Source organism: Aeromonas sp. S15(2024) (assembly GCF_041402265.1).
Classification (GTDB): Bacteria; Pseudomonadota; Gammaproteobacteria; order Enterobacterales; family Aeromonadaceae; genus Aeromonas; species Aeromonas dhakensis.
On record NZ_JBGLQY010000001.1, the window covers coordinates 556,421 to 573,030 of the forward strand.

The following is a 16,610-nucleotide window of genomic DNA, read 5'->3' on the forward strand; positions in this document are numbered from 1 at the left end:
TGTGCGAACCGCAGGCACAGCAACTGGCGTTTATTCGGGATGGCGGACGAGGCACTCGGGCAGGGTGAGCCGTACGTCCGTCAGGTCCATCTGTGCAAGGCTCCGTCCATATGTGGTCGCCAGGCCGGCTGGCAGGCGAAGGCACGATATGGCTCCTATCTTATCGATCCTGAGTGGGAGGGTGCTATCCCCGTTCGGGCGGCTGACGAACAGGGTTTACTGCCTGATGCCGGGATAAAAGAAGGGGCCCTTGGCCCCTTCTGTCGTTGGTACTCTCAAGTGCCGTTGTCAGGCCACTTGACGCCCCGGCTGGGTGCGGGCCAGCAGCCCCTCCGGGTTGTGGATGGCCTCCCGGGTCTTGACGTCGATGACCTCGATATGGGCGAAGCGCTCCCTGTTCTTGATGGCCACATCGTGGGCCAGGATGACGCAGCGGGCGTTGGCCACGTCCTTGGCGCTGATGCGGTTGATGATGCCGTTGGCGCCCTGGGTTTCCACTTTCAGCTTGATGCCGGCCTTGGCGGCCGCCTTTTGCAGGCTCTTGGCGGCCAGGAAGGTGTGGGCCACGCCGGAGGGGCAGGCGGTGATGGCCAGCACCTCGGCTTCCCCTTCCGCCTCGATGATCTGGTACTCCTCCTGGCGCTCGTTGCTCTCTTCGGTGTCGCTGACCGGCTTTTTCAGCAGGTTGACGATAAGGGCCGTGGTGAGGGCGCCGAGCAGGGTACCGAGGATATAGCCCATCTTGCCCTCCACCACCGGCAGCACGATCCAGCCACCCCAGGGGGCGTGGTTGATGCTGTGCATCATGAAGCCGGTGATGTTGCCGACGATGCCGCCTGCGACGATGGCCGGGATGACCCGCACCGGGTCGGCGGCGGCAAACGGAATGGCCCCCTCGCTGATGCCGATCATGCCCATGATGGCTGCCGCCTTGCCCGCTTCACGCTCCTCTTTCTTGTAGCGCTTGGGGGAGAGCAGGGTGGCCAGCGCCATGCCGAGCGGCGGCACGCAGATGGCGATGCCGACCCCGCCCATCAGCCAGGGCTGGGTGTTGACCTGGGTCTGGGCAAACAGGGTAGCCACCTTGTTGATGGGGCCGCCCATGTCAAAGGCGGTCATGCCACCGAGGATGGCCCCCAGCATCACCTTGCCCGAGCCCGCCATGCCGGAGAGCCAGTGGTTCATCCCCTCCATCATGGCGGCGATGGGGGCGCCGATGACCCACATGACGATGCCGCACACCAGGAAGGTGCCGATGAGCGGATAGATGAAGATGGAGCCGAGCGAACTCATGGAGTCCGGCAGCTTGATGCGTTTGAGCTGGTTGACGATGAGGCCGGCGATAAAGCCCACCAGGATGGCGCCGAGAAAACCGGTATGAAACTGCTGCACGGCAATCCAGGAGCCGATCATGCCGGGGGCCAGGCCCGGTTTGTCCGCCATGGAGTAGGCGATGTAGCCGCCCAGCACGGCGGTAAACAGGGTGAGCCCGGCAATCCCCATGTCGGCCATGTCCTTGAGCACGCCCGCCTCGGGCACGGCGCCCTTGCCGCTGATCATCACCGACAGCGACAGCAGCACGCCCCCCGCGACGATGAAGGGGATCATGTGGGAGGTGCCGAACAGCAGGTGTTGCTTGAGAGTATTGAGCTGGGCCTTGATGCCGCGCTCCTGCGGCTCTGCCGGCTGGGCGGGTTGCTCCCGGGGGGCGGCAGGGGCTGCGGACGGCCCTGATGCGGCCAGCAAGGCGAGCACCTCGGCGCGGCTGGTGGCCGCCTGCATGCTGGCGATGAAACCGGGTTCCAGCAGCTTGGTGGAGAGCTCGGCCAGCACCTCGATATGGTGGTTGGCGCCGCCCGCCGGGGAGGCAATCATGAAGAACAGCTTGGAGGGCTCGCCATCTTCGGCGCCGTAGTCGATGCCCTGGCGGCTGATGCCGACCACGATGGCAGGCTCTCGCACCGCCTCGCTCTTGGCGTGGGGCAGGGCGACCCCCTGCTCGAAGCCGGTGTTGTCGAGCGCCTCTCTCGCCCAGAGGTCGCGCACAAACTGATCCTGACTGGCTATCTTGCCGCTGGCCTTGAGCCTCTCGGCCAGCTCGACAAACAGCGCCTGCTTGTCGTGGGCTGCAAGATCGAGGCAGATCAATCCTTCATCTATCAGGGTGGTGAGCATGGTTCTCTCCTGGCTGGTGCCGTCCGAATGGAACTGGTCTTGTTGAAAACGGTGGTGTAACTGGTTGACCTGCCTATTGTTTCTCCCAAGTGCCTCGGCCGAAATCGGACATATGTGCCCTTTACTGGATTTTTGTGTTGATGGTACCTGCCTGTGACCCTGCTCGCATTTTGTTCTGTTGGTCAGGGTCGCGGGTGATGAACAAAAACAGCTTTAAAAACAGATGATTATTATTGGTTTGAGGGAGGTTGATCACCAGCTGGCGATTGGAGGGCCTGCTTTTTGTGGGCTGAAGGATGGAGATTTGTGTGCTCACGTGGTCAGCAAAACTGTGAGCCGGTCGGCAAAAGCGGCTGCCTGGCCCTAGGCGGCGCTCATGGTGGCGGGATTGCAAGGGACGCAAACACGGGGCGTGAAAAATCAGTGCATAATTGGCGGCTTGAAAAGGGCGTGTACACTCGCCATGAACGTATTTTAAGTAATTGATATTTAATGGCTTGCATCTCTTCCACAGGAGCGTAAAGCGGGCCTATTGACCGCCTTTAGATGGTTTTACGAGAGACGTTTAATCATTTTTTAGATTGCTTTGTGCATATCCAATCGTTTATTTAGTTGGACAGTTTTGGCAAACCGGAAGTCAAACTTGATGAACCGACAGGCCAACGCCCTTGATGCGGAGTGTGCCGTCAACCCGTTTTACTTGTCATGTTCACCCAGATGTAAGGAGACATCCTGATGGAAAATTTGGCCCAAAATATCGACACCATGCGCGAAGAGTTCAAGCAACAGGAGCGCAAACAGGCCCACGACAAATGGCAGGCCAGGGTCGAAGAGCTGCAGCAGATCCGTGCTGAAGAGCCTCAGTCGGAGGCGGTAGAGGAGTGACCTCGCCACGGGCCCGGCGCTGATGCGTGTGGCCCTGCTGAATGCAAAACCCCCGCCTGTATGGCGGGGGTTTTTTATTGCAACTCGATGGCGTTGTGGTTCTGCCACTGGCGCAGGCGTTGCTTGAGCGAACCGTCGCCAGGGGGGGTGAAGTCATCCATCAGATAGCAGCGGTTGTCACCGCTCTTCTGAAAGTGGAGGCTGACGGTCTGCGGCTCTTTCTGGGTATCGGAGAGGGCGAACAGATAGTGCATCCTGACCGTTACCCCTTGCTCTTGCTCCTTGGCCAGGGTGAAGCTGACGGGCTCGCTCACTTCGCCATCCTGGGCGTTGATCCAGGGGTCGGCATCGATGGCGCACACCTCGCCGTCGGCGTTGCACTCGGCCTCGCTGCTCAGCACGGCGAAAAAGTCGGGGGTGAGCAGCGCCTTGAGCGGCGCCGGATCGGCGTAATAGAAATCCTTGTGCTCGCTCCAGAACGCCTTGGCCAGCCTGAGTGCCACCCCCCTGTCGCAGGCGGCGTGCACCGGGCCGCCCAGCAGCGCCAGCAGTAAAACGGATAGTCCACAGTAGCCTTTCATGATGTTCTTCCTGAACTGGGGCCGGCTGACAGTGCTGCTCCGGCGGGTATCAAGGCGTGTGATAGCCAGACGGGCATGATAGCCAACCCGGCAGAGGGCGACAGCAGGATCTGATGATTTTATGCCGCACATCAAGAAATTAGTCGGCAAAGGCGGAAGTGGACAGTGGCGGTCACTGCCAACAACAAGGGCCATCCTGGATGGCCCTTGTTGTCATGGCTCGATTTGAACCGGCTTAGCAGCGGTTGCCGGCGCGGGCGACCCGGCCTTCGGCCAGCAGCTGGTAGCGGCCGGTGGCGGCCGGGATGAAGGCGGATTGACCCTTCTCGAGACGCAGGGTGTCGTCACCGCGCTTGAGGATCACGGCCTCATCGATGGCAAACAGGATCTCGGCGCTGGCGGTGTTGAGCTGGTGCTCGCCCGCCGGGTAGACGCTGAAGGTGAAGTCCGGCACCGGCACCTCGAAGTGCTGCACCGCCCCTTCCAGGCGGGGGGCAAGCAGGATCTGGTCGTCCGGCTTGGGCAGGCAGCGGGTGCAGGCCAACAGCTCGGCCACGTCTATGTACTTGGGAGTGAGTCCGGCGCGCAGCACGTTGTCGGAGTTGGCCATGATCTCGAGGCCAGTGCCGCGCACATAGGCGTGCGGGGTACAGGCGTCCAGATACATCGCCTGACCGGGCTGCAGGGTCACCACGTTGAGCAAGAGCGGCGAGAACAGCCCCACATCCCCCGGGTACTGGGCGGCCAGGCTGGTGATCAGCGCAAAGGTCTCTTCATCCTGATGCTTGGCGGCAAAGGCCAGCAGGCCCGCCAGAGCCTCCTCCTTGCGCGCCCCTTCCAGCACCAGCAGCTGGTGGAAGAAGTGCTGCAGGCCCGCTTCATTCTGGCTGGCGGCGAGGGCGGCAACCAGCTCGGCAAGGGCGGGCAGCTTGACCCGCTCGAACAGCGCCAGGATGGCCGGGATGGCGCGAAAGCCGTTCATCGCCTGATAGGGGGTGAGGGCAAACACCAGCTCGGGCTTGTGGTTGGGATCCTTGTAGTTGCGATTGGCGGCCTTGGGCGAGATGCCGGCGGCCTCTTCCTTGGCAAAGCCCGCTTCGGCCTGCGCCTTGCTCGGGTGCACCTGAATGGAGAGGGCCTTCTCGGCGCACAGCACCTTGAACAGGAACGGCAGGCTGCCGAAGCGGGCCTGGGTGGCTTCACCCAGCACGGCGGCGGGGGCGCGCTCTATCAGGGTCGAGAGCTTTTGCGTCTGCCCGGCCAGCACTACCTCGGAGCAGCCGTTGGGGTGGGCACCCATCCACAGCTCGGCCTGGGGTTTGCCCGCCGGATTGGGGATGCCGAACAGGGTGGTGAGGGCGTCATGGCTGCCCCAGTCGTAGCCTTGAATCGGATTTTGCATTGACAAAAAAGAGGGCAGATCGCGACTGCTCATAAGGGATGCCTCATTTGGTGTGCAGAAAATCGGGTGCAGAAAAGGGTGGCATTGCTGCCGTGGACCGGACTATAACATGGGCGGTCGCGGGCACCGCAACCGCTTGCCTCTCTCTTGATCAGGATCAGCATGTCTCTTGTCTTCAGCCAGTTGCTCGATGGCGCCCTCCACGAGCAGGCCCCCTTCGACCAGATCTGGTTTGCCCAGGATCAGGGGGTGCCGCCCGGTTTCAGCTATCAGGTCAACTTTCCCCGCCTCGAGCTGGTGTTCAGCGGCGAGTACCGCAACCAGATCTGGGACAGGGAGCAGGGCTGCCAGGAGATCTGCATCGCCCCGGGGCAGGCGCTCTACATCCCCCCCAACGGCTGGAACAAGCCGCTCTGGACCACCGACTGCTCGGTGCTGAGCCTGCTGTTCGGCAAGCGTCAGCTCGGTTTCAGTCTGGTGAGCAAGCGGCGGGAAGACCCCGATTTCTTTGACGTGCAAAAGCACAGCATCATGGCCCGGGCCGGCCATGTGAACGAACACATACTGGCGGCACTGAACGTGCTGACCGAGGATCCCGCGCGCTCCCCCACCGACAATCATCTGCTGCAGGCGCTGCTCACCAGCGTGCGCCAGCTGCTGGCCGAGTCCACCTTCGAGCGGCCGCGGGGGGCCGAGCTGTTTCACGGGATCTGCATCTATATCCAGGAGAACTTTCACCGCCCCATCAGCCGGGATTCGATCGCTCATCGCTTCAACATCTCGGCCAGCCATTTGTCGCACCTGTTTCGCGAGCAGGGGCACATGCGCCTGGCCGATTACATCAGCTGGGTGCGCATCGATCGGGCCAAGTTCATGCTCAAGAAATACCGCTTTCGCCTCGAAGAGGTGGCCAGCCGCTGTGGTTACAGCGATGTGAACTATTTTTGCCGGGTGTTCAAGCAGAAGACCGGCTTGACCCCCTCCCAGTACCGGGCACTCAGCCAGCCGCAGGGGCAGGCCGAGGGGCTGGCGGGATAAACAGGGATGCCGCCGGAGCCTGCCCAGCTCAGGCGCCGGCGGGGCTGCTTCGGATCCGGAGCCGGCTGAATGGACGCATTGTGATCCAGTGCGCGACTATGGTCTGACATGCGTGCTCGCCATTTGATTCTGCCAATGGATGGGCTTAAGATGGCCGCGCGCAACTTACAGATTGATAACAAACGGAAGTTAGGAGATGCCGATGGAAAGCAAAGTAGTTATCCCGACCCAGGGCCAGAAAATCACAGTCGATGCCAACGGCAAGCTGCAGGTTCCCAACCATCCGATCATTCCGTTTATCGAAGGGGATGGCATCGGCGTGGACGTGACCCCGGCCATGTTGAATGTGGTGAATGCCGCGGTCGAGAAAGCCTACAAAGGCGAGCGCAAGATCGCCTGGATGGAGATCTACACCGGCGAGAAATCGACTCATGTCTATGGCGAAGGTGCCTGGCTGCCGGCCGAAACCCTGGATTTCATTCGTGAATACTGCGTGGCCATCAAGGGCCCGCTGACCACCCCGGTCGGTGGCGGTATTCGCTCCCTCAACGTGGCCCTGCGTCAGGAGCTGGATCTCTACATCTGCCTGCGCCCGGTCCGTTACTACGAGGGCACCCCGAGCCCGGTCAAGCGCCCGGATCTGACCGACATGGTGATCTTCCGCGAGAACGCCGAAGACATCTACGCTGGCATCGAGTGGAAAGCCGACAGCGACGAAGCCAAGAAGGTGATTTCCTTCCTGCAAAACGAGATGGGCGTGAAGAAAATTCGCTTCCCCGAGACCTGCGGTATCGGCATCAAGCCCATGTCCAAGGCCGGTACCGAGCGTCTGGTCCGTGCCGCCATCGAGTATGCCATCGACAACGATCGCGACTCCGTGACCCTGGTGCACAAGGGCAACATCATGAAGTTCACCGAAGGTGCCTTCAAGGATTGGGGCTACGCCCTGGCCCAGAAAGAGTACGACGCCCAGCTCATCGACGGCGGCCCCTGGTGCTCCTTCAAGAACCCGAAAACCGGCAAGACCATCGTCGTCAAGGACGTCATCGCCGACGCCTTCCTGCAACAGATCCTGTTGCGTCCGGCCGAGTATGACGTCATCGCCTGCATGAACTTGAACGGCGACTACATCTCCGACGCGCTGGCGGCTCAGGTGGGCGGCATCGGCATCGCGCCGGGTGCCAACATCGGCGACGGCGTCGCCCTGTTCGAAGCAACTCACGGCACCGCGCCGAAATACGCAGGTCAGGACAAGGTCAACCCAGGCTCCCTCATCCTCTCCGCCGAGATGATGCTGCGCCACATGGGCTGGGTTGAGGCGGCCGACCTCATCATCAAGGGGATGGAAGCGGCGATCCGCAACAAGACCGTCACCTATGACTTCGAGCGTCTGATGGAAGGCGCCACCCTGCGCTCCTGCTCCCAGTTCGCCCAGGACATGGTCGACCAGATGTAAGTCTGTAGAGATGCAAAAGGCCAGCCCCAGGGGGCTGGCCTTTTTTATGGGCGCCTGGCGCCAAAGCGGCGCTCGGTCAGGTCGCCGGGGCGAAGCGGCCGAGCAGGGCGGCGCTGGCGTCGCTCACGCCTGTCAGCTGCACTTCGGTGCCGGCAGCCTCGAAGCGGCGGCGCACCGTGGTCAGGGCCTCGGCGGCGCTGAGATCCCAGAAGTGGGCGTTACTTAAGTCGATCACCACCCGCTCAAGGGATTCGCCGGTATCAAAGCCGGCGCAGAACTGCTCGGTGCTGGCGAAGAAGACCTGGCCGTGCACCCGGTAGGTGCGGGTGGCGCCGTGGCGCTCGCTGTCGCTGTGCACCAGCAGAGTACGCGCCACCTTGTGGGCGAAGAAGAGGCAGGCCAGCAGCACCCCGGTCAGCACCCCGAGGGCCAGGTTGTGGGTCACTACCACCACGGCCACCGTGCTCAGCATTACCAGGTTGGTGGCCAGCGGCGTCTTGTGCATGCGCAGCACTGAGCCCCAGGAGAAGGTGCCGATGGATACCATGATCATCACCGCCACCAGGGCGGCCATGGGGATCTGGCGGATCCACTCGTCTAGGAACACCACCATGACGATGAGCAGGGCCCCCGCCACCAGGGTGGAGAGGCGGCCGCGGCCACCGGATTTCACGTTGATGACCGACTGGCCGATCATGGCGCAGCCCGCCATGCCGCCCATCAGGCCGGCGGCGATGTTGGCCAGCCCCTGGCCCTTGCACTCGCGGTGGCGATCGCTGCGGGTGCCGGTCATCTCGTCGACGATGGCGGCGGTCATCAGGGATTCGAGCAGCCCCACCACGGCCAGGGCGGCGGAGTAGGGGAAGATGATGGCCAGGGTCTCGAGATTGAGGGGCACGTCGGGCCACATGAAGACCGGCAGGGTATCCGGCAGGGCGCCCATGTCGCCGACCGTGCGCACCTCGAGGCCGAGGCCGACGCTCACCGCGGTGAGCAGCACGATGCACAGCAGCGGCGAGGGGAGCAAAGTGCCGATGCGTGGCAGGCGCGGGAACAGGTAGATGATGCCAAGCCCGGCTGCGGTCATGGCGTAGACCTGCCAGCTGACGTTGGTCAGCTCCGGCAACTGGGCCATGAAGATGAGGATGGCCAGAGCGTTGACAAAGCCGGTCACCACCGAGCGCGAGACGAAGCGCATCAGGGCGCCGAGGCGCAGGTAGCCGGCCAGGATCTGCAGCAGGCCGGTGAGCAGGGTGGCGGCCATCAGGTATTGCAGGCCGTGCTCGCGTACCAGGGTCACCATCAGCAGGGCCATGGCGCCGGTGGCGGCGGAGATCATGGCCGGGCGACCGCCGGTGAAGGCGATGATGACGGCGATGCAGAAGGAGGCGTAGAGCCCCACCTTGGGATCGACGCCGGCGATGATGGAGAAGGCGATGGCCTCCGGGATCAGGGCCAGGGCCACGACCGTGCCCGACAGCAGATCCCCCCTGACGTTGCCAAACCACTCTTGTCTGATGCGCTCACGCATGGATTGTTCTCGCTCGTTGCTGGCGCTCTGGGCGCGCGTTGTCGTTATGGGCGCGGTGGCCGCGCGGCGCGCGACTCTAACAAAGGGGAGGGGCAGGGGCAAGGCGCGTACGGGCCGATGTGACGCCGAATTGTGCATGGCAGGTGGCCTTGCGCGGTAACCTATTGAAAGGATGCGGGCAACGATATGAAGCAGGCAGGCAGATCTGCGCTGTCATGGCGAGAGCACAAAGGAGGCTAGGGGAGGAAGGGGCTGGATAAAAGAGAGCCTTGCAGTTTGGGGCTGCAAGGCAAGGATTCGGATGATTAGGTGGTTCGTTCCAGATGGTGCTGGTAGATCTGCTGCCATTTGTCCTGCTCGGCCTCGTCCCCCTGGGTCTGCCAGAACTCGCAGATGGAGCTGGCGAGTTCGGATGCCATGGCGTGGTCCCCATCGCGGCGACTCATCAGATATTGTCCCAGCCAGCTTTGATATTGTTTCATTGCCCGATCTCCTTATCTCGTGTGTCTTGCTGACCGCCGTCAGGCTTCGTGCCGGACGGGGCCATCAGGCCACGGTTTTTCTGCATGCCCGTGATGGTTGTGATCGACGGATTGGGTCGCGATCTCGCCCGAACAGGGCGCCAACGTGGGTGCAGATGTCAAAAAACGGTCACTATCGTATCACAAAATAACCAGCTTGGGGGGATTGTCAGCAATTCAGGGTGTCCAGCTGTCTGGCCGTCTACATTCGATACACCTAAGCATGCACGCCATCTTGCTGATCTCACACGAGAAAAACCCGCCAGTCTGGCGGGTTTTATGGCTGAAAAAAAGATCAGAGGCGGGCGCTGGCCAGGTACTTTTCCATCTCCTCGGCGGGCACCATGCCGCCGCCGGTGGCCCACACCAGGTGGGTAGCGCTGGCCATCTTGGCGGCATCCAGCCCTTGACCAGTTTGCCACTCAAGGTCGGCCGCGACGCGCCACGGGCCTGCCATGCCGGCCAGCGCCGAGGGTTCCAGCTTGATCTGCTCATCGCGCGCCAGCAGTCCCAGCAGGTCGTACATCTCCTGATCGCTCAGGGTGTAGAAACCTGCCAGCAGCCGCTCCATGGCGCGGCCGACAAAACCGGAGGCGCGCCCTACGGCGAGGCCGTCGGCCGCAGTGAGGTTGTCGATGCCAAGGTCTTGCACCGCAATGGCATCGTGCAAGGCGGTGTGCACCCCGAGCAGCATGCAGGGGGAGTGGGTCGGCTCGGCGAACAGGCAGTGGACGTTGTCCCCGAACGCGAGCTTGAGACCAAAGGCCACCCCGCCTGGGCCGCCACCGACACCGCAGGGCAGGTAGACAAACAGCGGATGGTCGGCATCCACCACAATCCCCATGTCATCAAACTGCTTTTTCACCCGCTCACCGGCCACCGCGTAGCCGAGGAACAGGGTGCGGGAGTTCTCGTCGTCGATGAAGAAACAGTTGGGGTTGCGTTCGGCCTCCTTGCGGCCCTGCTCCACCGCCACCCCGTAATCCTCGGCGTATTCCACCACGATGGCGCCATGTTCGCGCAACTTGAGCTTCTTCCACTCCCGCGCATCGGCCGACATGTGGACGGTGACGCGAAAGCCGAGGCGGGCGCTCATGATGCCGATGGACATGCCGAGGTTGCCGGTGGAGCCTACCGCGATGCTGTATTGGCTGAAGAACTGGCGGAACTCGTCCGTGAACAGCTTGCGATAGTCGTCCTCTTCGCAGAGCAGGCCGGCCTTGATCGCCAGCTGCTCGGCATGGGCCAGCACCTCGTAGATGCCGCCGCGCGCCTTGATGGAGCCGGAGATGGGCAGATGGCTGTCTTTTTTGAGCAGCAATCGACCGCTGACCTCAACGCCGTAACGCTGGTTGAGAGTGGCCTGCATCGCGGGAATGGCGGCTATCTCGGACTCCAGAATGCCCTTGCTGGCGCGGGTCTCGGGGAAGGCTTCGCACAGGTAGGGGGCGAAGCGGGCCAGGCGGGCGGAGGCATCCGCCACATCGCAGCCATCCAGCCCCACATAGGGAAGACCTTCCACTAGGGTGGTGGCCTTGGGGTTGAACCAGCTGACCGGTTCCAGCGCGATCAGGGATTGCAGCAGCGGAAACTGCTGGGTGAGTTGTGATACGGCGATGTTTTTCATGGTGTTCTCGGCTTCGTCATTGAACTCGGGCATGCAGGTGCCAGCAGGGTTGCGCCCACCGTGGCAAACCTGGCACAGAGCCATGGGGTCCATGATGGCTGTCGGCCGGGGGCGCCGAGCCCTGTTGAGGCGCTCATGGCGCACCCCGGCATGGGAATAAGGCTGGCGTTATTCAATGCCAACGAGGTGGCCGTGACAAATGATGAAATGAGCGTCTTGGATGAGCTGGATTGATGCAAGGGTGCTGCATTCATCACATTGTTGACCTGATGGTGATATTGGGTGGTGTGAGCTGATGCAAGGGGACGCTTTTTCGGTATCATCGGCGCATGTGTTGAAGGGGGCAATGGGGGCGTCATGTATAAGCAGGATCATCAGGTGGCGAGAAGCCGTATCGCGGGCAACAAGCTGCTCAACGGCTATCAGCTGGCCAGGCTGCACACCTTCGAGGCGGCAGCCAGACACGGCTCCTTTGCGCTGGCGGCCGACGAGCTGGCGCTCAGCCCGAGTGCGGTGAGCCACCGGATAAGCGCCCTGGAGGAGGATCTTGGCTTCAAGCTGTTCCAGCGCTTTCACCGCAAGGTGGCGCTGACGGCAGACGGGCAGCGGGTGTTCTGGGCGCTCAAGTCATCGCTGGAGTTCATCAACCAGGAGATCCTGGAGATCCGTCATCAGGAGCTGTCGGGCCCCCTGACCGTCTTCTCACGACCCTCCATCGCCCAGTGCTGGCTGGTGCCACGGCTGGCGGATTTCGCCCGTCTGCATCCCCAAATCGAGCTCAACGTCATGACCGGCAACGAGAACATCAACCTGCATGGTTACGGCATCGATCTCGCCCTCTGCTTCGACGACAAGACGCCTGCGCGGCTCGCCATCCACCCGTTGATGGACGAGTACATGGTGCCGGTGTGCAGCCCCGAGTATGCCGAACAGCACGGGCTGCTAGGCAACCCGGCCAACCTGGCACACTGCCGCCTGCTGCACGATCGGCAAGCCTGGAGCCAGGATTCCAACGATGATGAGTGGTCCAGCTGGGCCGAGCAGTCCGGCGTGTCGCTTTCGGCATGCAGGGGCAGCATGGGGTTTGATCGCTCCGATCTCGCCATCATCGCCGCCATGAACCACGCCGGGGTGGCCATGGGACGCCAGAACCTGGTGAGCCAGCGGCTGGCACGGCGCGAGCTGGTGGCCCCCTTCCCGGAGATGGCGGTGCGCTGCGCCCAGCGCTACTACATCGCCACCCTGCCCAATTGCCAGAACCCCAAGGCGCAAGCCTTTATCGACTGGGCCTGCCAGCAGGCGGGGGAGAGGGCGCCGGTTTTGTAGATAAGGGCTGGCAAATAGAAAGGGCCACCTCTTGGGAAGTGGCCCTTTTTCTGTTCAAGCTGATGGTTGGGAAATCGCGCCTGTCACTGGATCACAACGGTGGAAAGCTCAGGCCATTTCTTCATCATGTAGCGGTAGAGTTCTGGGTGTTTTTTAAGATTTGTTCCTGCAACAGGATCAGGCTTGCCCTCTGGGTAAAGAGGTTTGCCATCAGCGACAAAGTGTTCAACACCACGCAGGGCAAACTTTTTGCCATCTCGGTAAGCAAAATATTTCACATCACCGGGATCGAGCCCACCGCGACAGGCCATTGAATAAGAGAGCAGCAGATAATAATCCCCCTTGCCGGTGAGCTCGACGACCTCAAATCCGGCAGGGTTGATATGGATGAATATATCGAGGTTGCAGTTGGTGACGCTGTCATACAGGACCCACTCCTGCTCACCGTTCAGGGTGCCCAATCCGGTAATAGCCAGAGAGCGACTGTCTTTCTCCGTAGCCGGGATCTCATCGACCGACAGCGTGACCTCATGCTTGCCCTTGCTATCACGCCACAACGCCTTGTATAGCTGTTCGCTGCTATAAGCCGGTGCTGCGCCAAGCAACCCGGCAAGGACTATCCATTTCATGGCCACTTATCCCCTTTAGGTCGTGATGGTTCTTGAAAAGAGCGGCGTCAGGCGAAGCTAATAAAATCCGCAGGATGAGGGAAAGGTTGAGCCTGGAGGCAGACTCAACCGATAGCTCGATCACTCTGGCCAGGGGCCGTACCAGGCATCGCTCAGAGGCTCGAGCTGGTGGGTGGCAACCCAGGGCTGGCTGGCCAACCAACAAGCCGCCTGTTCCCGATCGGCCTCAGTCAGGGAGCCTCTGGCAAACTGGCAGAGGTAGCCACTGATCTCGTGTACAGAGAGAGTACCACCTCCGCCAAAGCCCCAGCCTTGCGACTCGATAAACTCAAGCCAGCGATCGAGCGCCTCTTCAAAACTCACCAGCTGAGGCTTCAGGCTAAACATGAGTTGAAAACCGAATTCCTGAAACTCGCCGACATGGAGTTTTTTGCGCAGGCGGCGGGAACGATTCTTATTGGAGCGAGCTGGGGTCATTGGGGGACTCCTGATGATGTGGGGCTGATAGCCGGTTTGGATGCCCGTTTGCGCGGCTTGGCAGTGGCCCGCTCGGCTTGAATGCGGGCCAGCAGGGCGGCGGCGCTATTGTCGCCACTGCTCAGGTGCGGGTTGGCTGCGCGCCAGTCGGCGGTCAGCTCGCCGCGAAACGCCTTGGCCAGAATGGCTTGGGTCAGGTTATCGACCCGCGCCTTTGCGGCTTTGGCCTGCTGCTCGAGGTTATCGGCATAGGCAAATAGCTGTTCCACCCGACGGACGATTTCGGTTTGTTCTTCCACTTTAGGCAACAAAATCCGGAGATCTTTTAATGCCGGCATGTAAATTGTTTTTACGGTTGTACCTTGCCCAGAGTTTAATAAATGATCTTTAGCCGCCATAAATGAATACATTAAAAATTTATTGTTTAGCTCATCACCACAAATCCAGTTTGCAAAGTGTTGAGTCGTAGACATCTCCTTGCCCATGATCGTTACATAACCGACAGAGATATCACGACAGAAACAAACTGTCCCTTCAGGAAGTAAACGGGCGCTTGAATTTTCGATGCCTTTCATTGTGGGCTTGAATTTAGTGTTTTTAATTATTGTTCCGTTAGCTTCACGAATATCCTGAAGACTCAACCAATATACATCTCCATTTTCCCAATATTCCGGAACTGATTTGCGTGGAGTATGACCAGACTCTAATATCGCTAGTCTAGTTAGTTTCTCCCATTTCCAACCTTTTGGTGCTGACTCTGACTCAGAACCAATCGACATGGATGGATGAGAAATATCAATAGAAGATGTTCCTCGCCAATCTTCTGTCAGCTTGCCACTCACCGCAGCGGCAAGCACGGATTGGCGGAATTGCTTGATAATATCCGGGATACGGGCCAGACGGGCTTGGGTGGCCTCCACCTGAGCCAGCAATATATCAAGCCGGTCGGCTATCTCTTTTTGCTCTGCTGCTGACGGCAATGGAATTTTATAGTTTTGCACATCAGATGATTTTGCCGCAGGATAAAGCGCTCCTTGAACAGCACCACTGATAGAATCAATAAAATGACGTGAGCGGGTAATGTTAAAAATAAAGCGACTATCTACCCCAATCGGTTTTATTACTTCAAAACCGGTTGATGCTATCTGCCCATTTAACTGGTCAGGGACAAGCGAGACTGCATTAAGATTAGGTCTGGTTAGAGACACCAATACATCACCTGAATTTATTACTTTTCTTGCTCGACTAGGCGCCTCATGCCCGTATAACATCTGAGGCGTTGCGATTTTTTTGAGTACTCTGTCGATACTACCGATATCAACATATACAAACTCTTCTATTTCTTCTGGGGTTCTTTGCTCACATTTAGCCGATATATCGCTAATGCGGGCAGAAACCCATTCTATCGGGAAATCTTGGGCAGCCATCACGCCATCCCCTCCAAGGCTTTAACCAGATCCTGCAGCTCGGCCAAAGCGGTTTCCAACTCGGCTTTAGCCTCGTTGGCCAGCTCCAGCGGCTCGGGCAAGTCGGCCGCATCGACGCTGTTTTGATCCTTCAGCCAGCTGATATCCAGCGAATCCCCCTTGGTATCGCGGATCCACTCCCGGCTAAAGCTGCGCCAGCGGGCGGTTTCCAGGCTCTGCGCCTGCACGGATTCCTGCGGCAATTCGCCCAATTGCTGCCAGACCCCCTCCACGCGCGGTGACTGACCGTTCTTGTCAAGGCCATAGGCGGCGATAAAGGGGGCAAAGTGCGCCTGGGTGAGGGGGGTACGTTTGCCAAAGGTCTGCATATTGGCGCGCATATCGTAGACCCAGACCGTCTTGGTGCAGCCTTTGTCTTGCGCCGGATTGTCCGGGGTGCCCTTTTGGAAGAAGAGCACATTGGTCTTGACCCCCTGGGCATAGAAGATGCCGGTGGGTAGACGCAGTATGGTGTGCAGGTTGCATTTGTCCATCAGGTCACGGCGGATCTCGGTGCCCTTGCCCCCTTCAAACAGGACGTTATCGGGGATCACCACGGCGGCGCGGCCACCGGGTTCGAGGGCATCGTAGATATGCTGAATAAAGCAGAACTGCTTGTTGCTGGTGGGGTGGACAAAGGTGCGGGTGATATTGGTGCCCGCAGCGCTGCCAAAGGGCGGGTTGGAGAGGATAAGGTGAGCCTTGGGCAGGGTCTCACCATCCTTGCCAAGGGTGTTGCCAAGGCGAATGGCACCGTGCTGGTCATCCCCTTCGATATCGTGCAGCAGGCAGTTCATCAGGGCCAGACGGCGGGTTTCCGGCACCAGCTCGAGGCCAACGAAAGCCTTTTTCATCTGGAAAATCTGATCCGCCTCGTCGAGATCATCGAGATCCCGGCTGTGGGCCTTGATATAGCGGTCGGCTTCGATCAGAAAGCCAGCCGTCCCGGCGGCGGGATCCTGGATCACTTCGCGGGGCGCGGGCTGCATCACCTGCACGATGGCGTTGATGAGCGGGCGTGGGGTGAAATATTGACCGGCGCCGGACTTGGTCTCGTTGGCGTTTTTCTGCAGCAGCCCTTCATACATGTCGCCGAAGTCGTCGCGGCTCTTGCCCTTTTCCCCGTCGAACCACTCGAGCTTGTCCATGTTGCTGACCAGCTCGCTAAGCTGGGCGGGCTGGGTGATGGTGGTGTTGACGTTCTGGAAGATGGCGCGAACGATGGCGTGATCGTCAACCCCGAGCTGAACCAGCATGTTGCGGTAGAAGCGGTGCTGCTCCTGCCCCAGCTTGCTCTTGAGATCGCGCCAGCGATACCCCTCCGGCAGCAGATCTGCCTCTTGCCCGGTCTCTTCGCACATTTTGAGAAACAGCAGGGAGGCGAGTTCGTTGACATAGTTCTGGTAGGAGACGCCGCCGTCGCGCAGGTTGTCGCACAGCTTCCAGAGCTTGGCGACCAGATCGGTGTTGTTCATCGGTATTTCTCGTTGAGCAGG

General features: G+C 60.4%; 14 protein-coding genes. 4 read left to right on the forward strand and 10 right to left on the reverse strand.

Annotated elements, in window-relative coordinates:
• Window positions 1-288: 288 nt before the first annotated feature.
• Window positions 289-2,175: a PTS fructose transporter subunit EIIC gene (locus ACB033_RS02630; RefSeq protein WP_139725449.1), complete on the reverse strand. Its 1,887-nt coding sequence runs from the start codon at window positions 2,173-2,175 to the stop codon at window positions 289-291.
• 735 nt (window positions 2,176-2,910) lie between these two features.
• Here ACB033_RS02630 and ACB033_RS02635 point away from each other — a divergent pair.
• Window positions 2,911-3,060 (forward strand): hypothetical protein, encoded by a 150-nt coding sequence (locus ACB033_RS02635; protein WP_005298930.1) that lies wholly within the window; start codon window positions 2,911-2,913, stop codon window positions 3,058-3,060.
• A gap of 74 nt (window positions 3,061-3,134) precedes the next feature.
• Here ACB033_RS02635 and ACB033_RS02640 read toward each other — a convergent pair whose 3' ends face one another.
• Together ACB033_RS02640 and manA are read right to left on the reverse strand one after the other, a co-directional pair.
• Window positions 3,135-3,641, reverse strand: a complete 507-nt coding sequence (locus ACB033_RS02640) for a hypothetical protein (protein ID WP_139725448.1) — start codon at window positions 3,639-3,641, stop codon at window positions 3,135-3,137.
• A gap of 235 nt (window positions 3,642-3,876) precedes the next feature.
• Window positions 3,877-5,076: a mannose-6-phosphate isomerase, class I gene (manA, locus tag ACB033_RS02645; RefSeq protein ID WP_139725447.1), complete on the reverse strand. Its 1,200-nt coding sequence runs from the start codon at window positions 5,074-5,076 to the stop codon at window positions 3,877-3,879.
• A 129-nt stretch (window positions 5,077-5,205) separates the two neighbouring features.
• Here manA and ACB033_RS02650 point away from each other — a divergent pair, with 129 nt between their 5' ends.
• Window positions 5,206-6,081 (forward strand): AraC family transcriptional regulator, encoded by an 876-nt coding sequence (locus tag ACB033_RS02650; RefSeq protein ID WP_162519875.1) that lies wholly within the window; start codon window positions 5,206-5,208, stop codon window positions 6,079-6,081.
• 202 nt (window positions 6,082-6,283) lie between these two features.
• Window positions 6,284-7,537, forward strand: coding sequence for an NADP-dependent isocitrate dehydrogenase (icd, locus tag ACB033_RS02655; protein WP_005298939.1), 1,254 nt, complete (start codon window positions 6,284-6,286; stop codon window positions 7,535-7,537).
• 76 nt (window positions 7,538-7,613) lie between these two features.
• Here the strand turns inward: icd and ACB033_RS02660 are convergent, their stop codons facing one another.
• From ACB033_RS02660 to ACB033_RS02670, 3 genes are all read right to left on the reverse strand, one after another.
• Window positions 7,614-9,068, reverse strand: coding sequence for a SulP family inorganic anion transporter (locus ACB033_RS02660; protein WP_371140312.1), 1,455 nt, complete (start codon window positions 9,066-9,068; stop codon window positions 7,614-7,616).
• Window positions 9,069-9,373: 305 nt separating this feature from the next.
• A complete protein-coding gene (locus tag ACB033_RS02665) occupies window positions 9,374-9,550 on the reverse strand; it encodes a hypothetical protein (RefSeq protein ID WP_005298942.1) in 177 nt (58 codons plus the stop codon).
• 334 nt (window positions 9,551-9,884) lie between these two features.
• Entirely contained in the window at window positions 9,885-11,216 is a 1,332-nt protein-coding gene (locus ACB033_RS02670; RefSeq protein ID WP_139725486.1) for a D-serine ammonia-lyase, read from the reverse strand.
• Between the two features lie 357 nt (window positions 11,217-11,573).
• Here ACB033_RS02670 and dsdC point away from each other — a divergent pair, with 357 nt between their 5' ends.
• Window positions 11,574-12,542: a DNA-binding transcriptional regulator DsdC gene (dsdC, locus tag ACB033_RS02675; protein ID WP_139725444.1), complete on the forward strand. Its 969-nt coding sequence runs from the start codon at window positions 11,574-11,576 to the stop codon at window positions 12,540-12,542.
• Between the two features lie 83 nt (window positions 12,543-12,625).
• Here the strand turns inward: dsdC and ACB033_RS02680 are convergent, their stop codons facing one another.
• The 4 genes from ACB033_RS02680 to ACB033_RS02695 all read right to left on the reverse strand — a co-directional run bounded on the left by ACB033_RS02680 (window position 12,626) and on the right by ACB033_RS02695 (window position 16,589).
• On the reverse strand, window positions 12,626-13,171 hold the full coding sequence (locus tag ACB033_RS02680) for a M949_RS01915 family surface polysaccharide biosynthesis protein (protein WP_139725443.1): 546 nt from the start codon (window positions 13,169-13,171) through the stop codon (window positions 12,626-12,628).
• Window positions 13,172-13,291: 120 nt separating this feature from the next.
• Complete coding sequence (locus tag ACB033_RS02685; RefSeq protein ID WP_139725442.1) at window positions 13,292-13,648, reverse strand: 50S ribosome-binding protein YggL; 357 nt, start codon at window positions 13,646-13,648, stop codon at window positions 13,292-13,294.
• Window positions 13,645-15,075 carry a restriction endonuclease subunit S gene (locus ACB033_RS02690; RefSeq protein WP_371140313.1) on the reverse strand — a complete coding sequence of 477 codons (1,431 nt, stop codon included), beginning with the start codon at window positions 15,073-15,075 and terminating at the stop codon, window positions 13,645-13,647. Before ACB033_RS02690 ends, ACB033_RS02685 begins: the two co-directional genes overlap by 4 nt.
• Window positions 15,075-16,589 (reverse strand): N-6 DNA methylase, encoded by a 1,515-nt coding sequence (locus tag ACB033_RS02695; RefSeq protein ID WP_139725440.1) that lies wholly within the window; start codon window positions 16,587-16,589, stop codon window positions 15,075-15,077. Before ACB033_RS02695 ends, ACB033_RS02690 begins: the two co-directional genes overlap by 1 nt.
• Window positions 16,590-16,610: the final 21 nt, after the last annotated feature.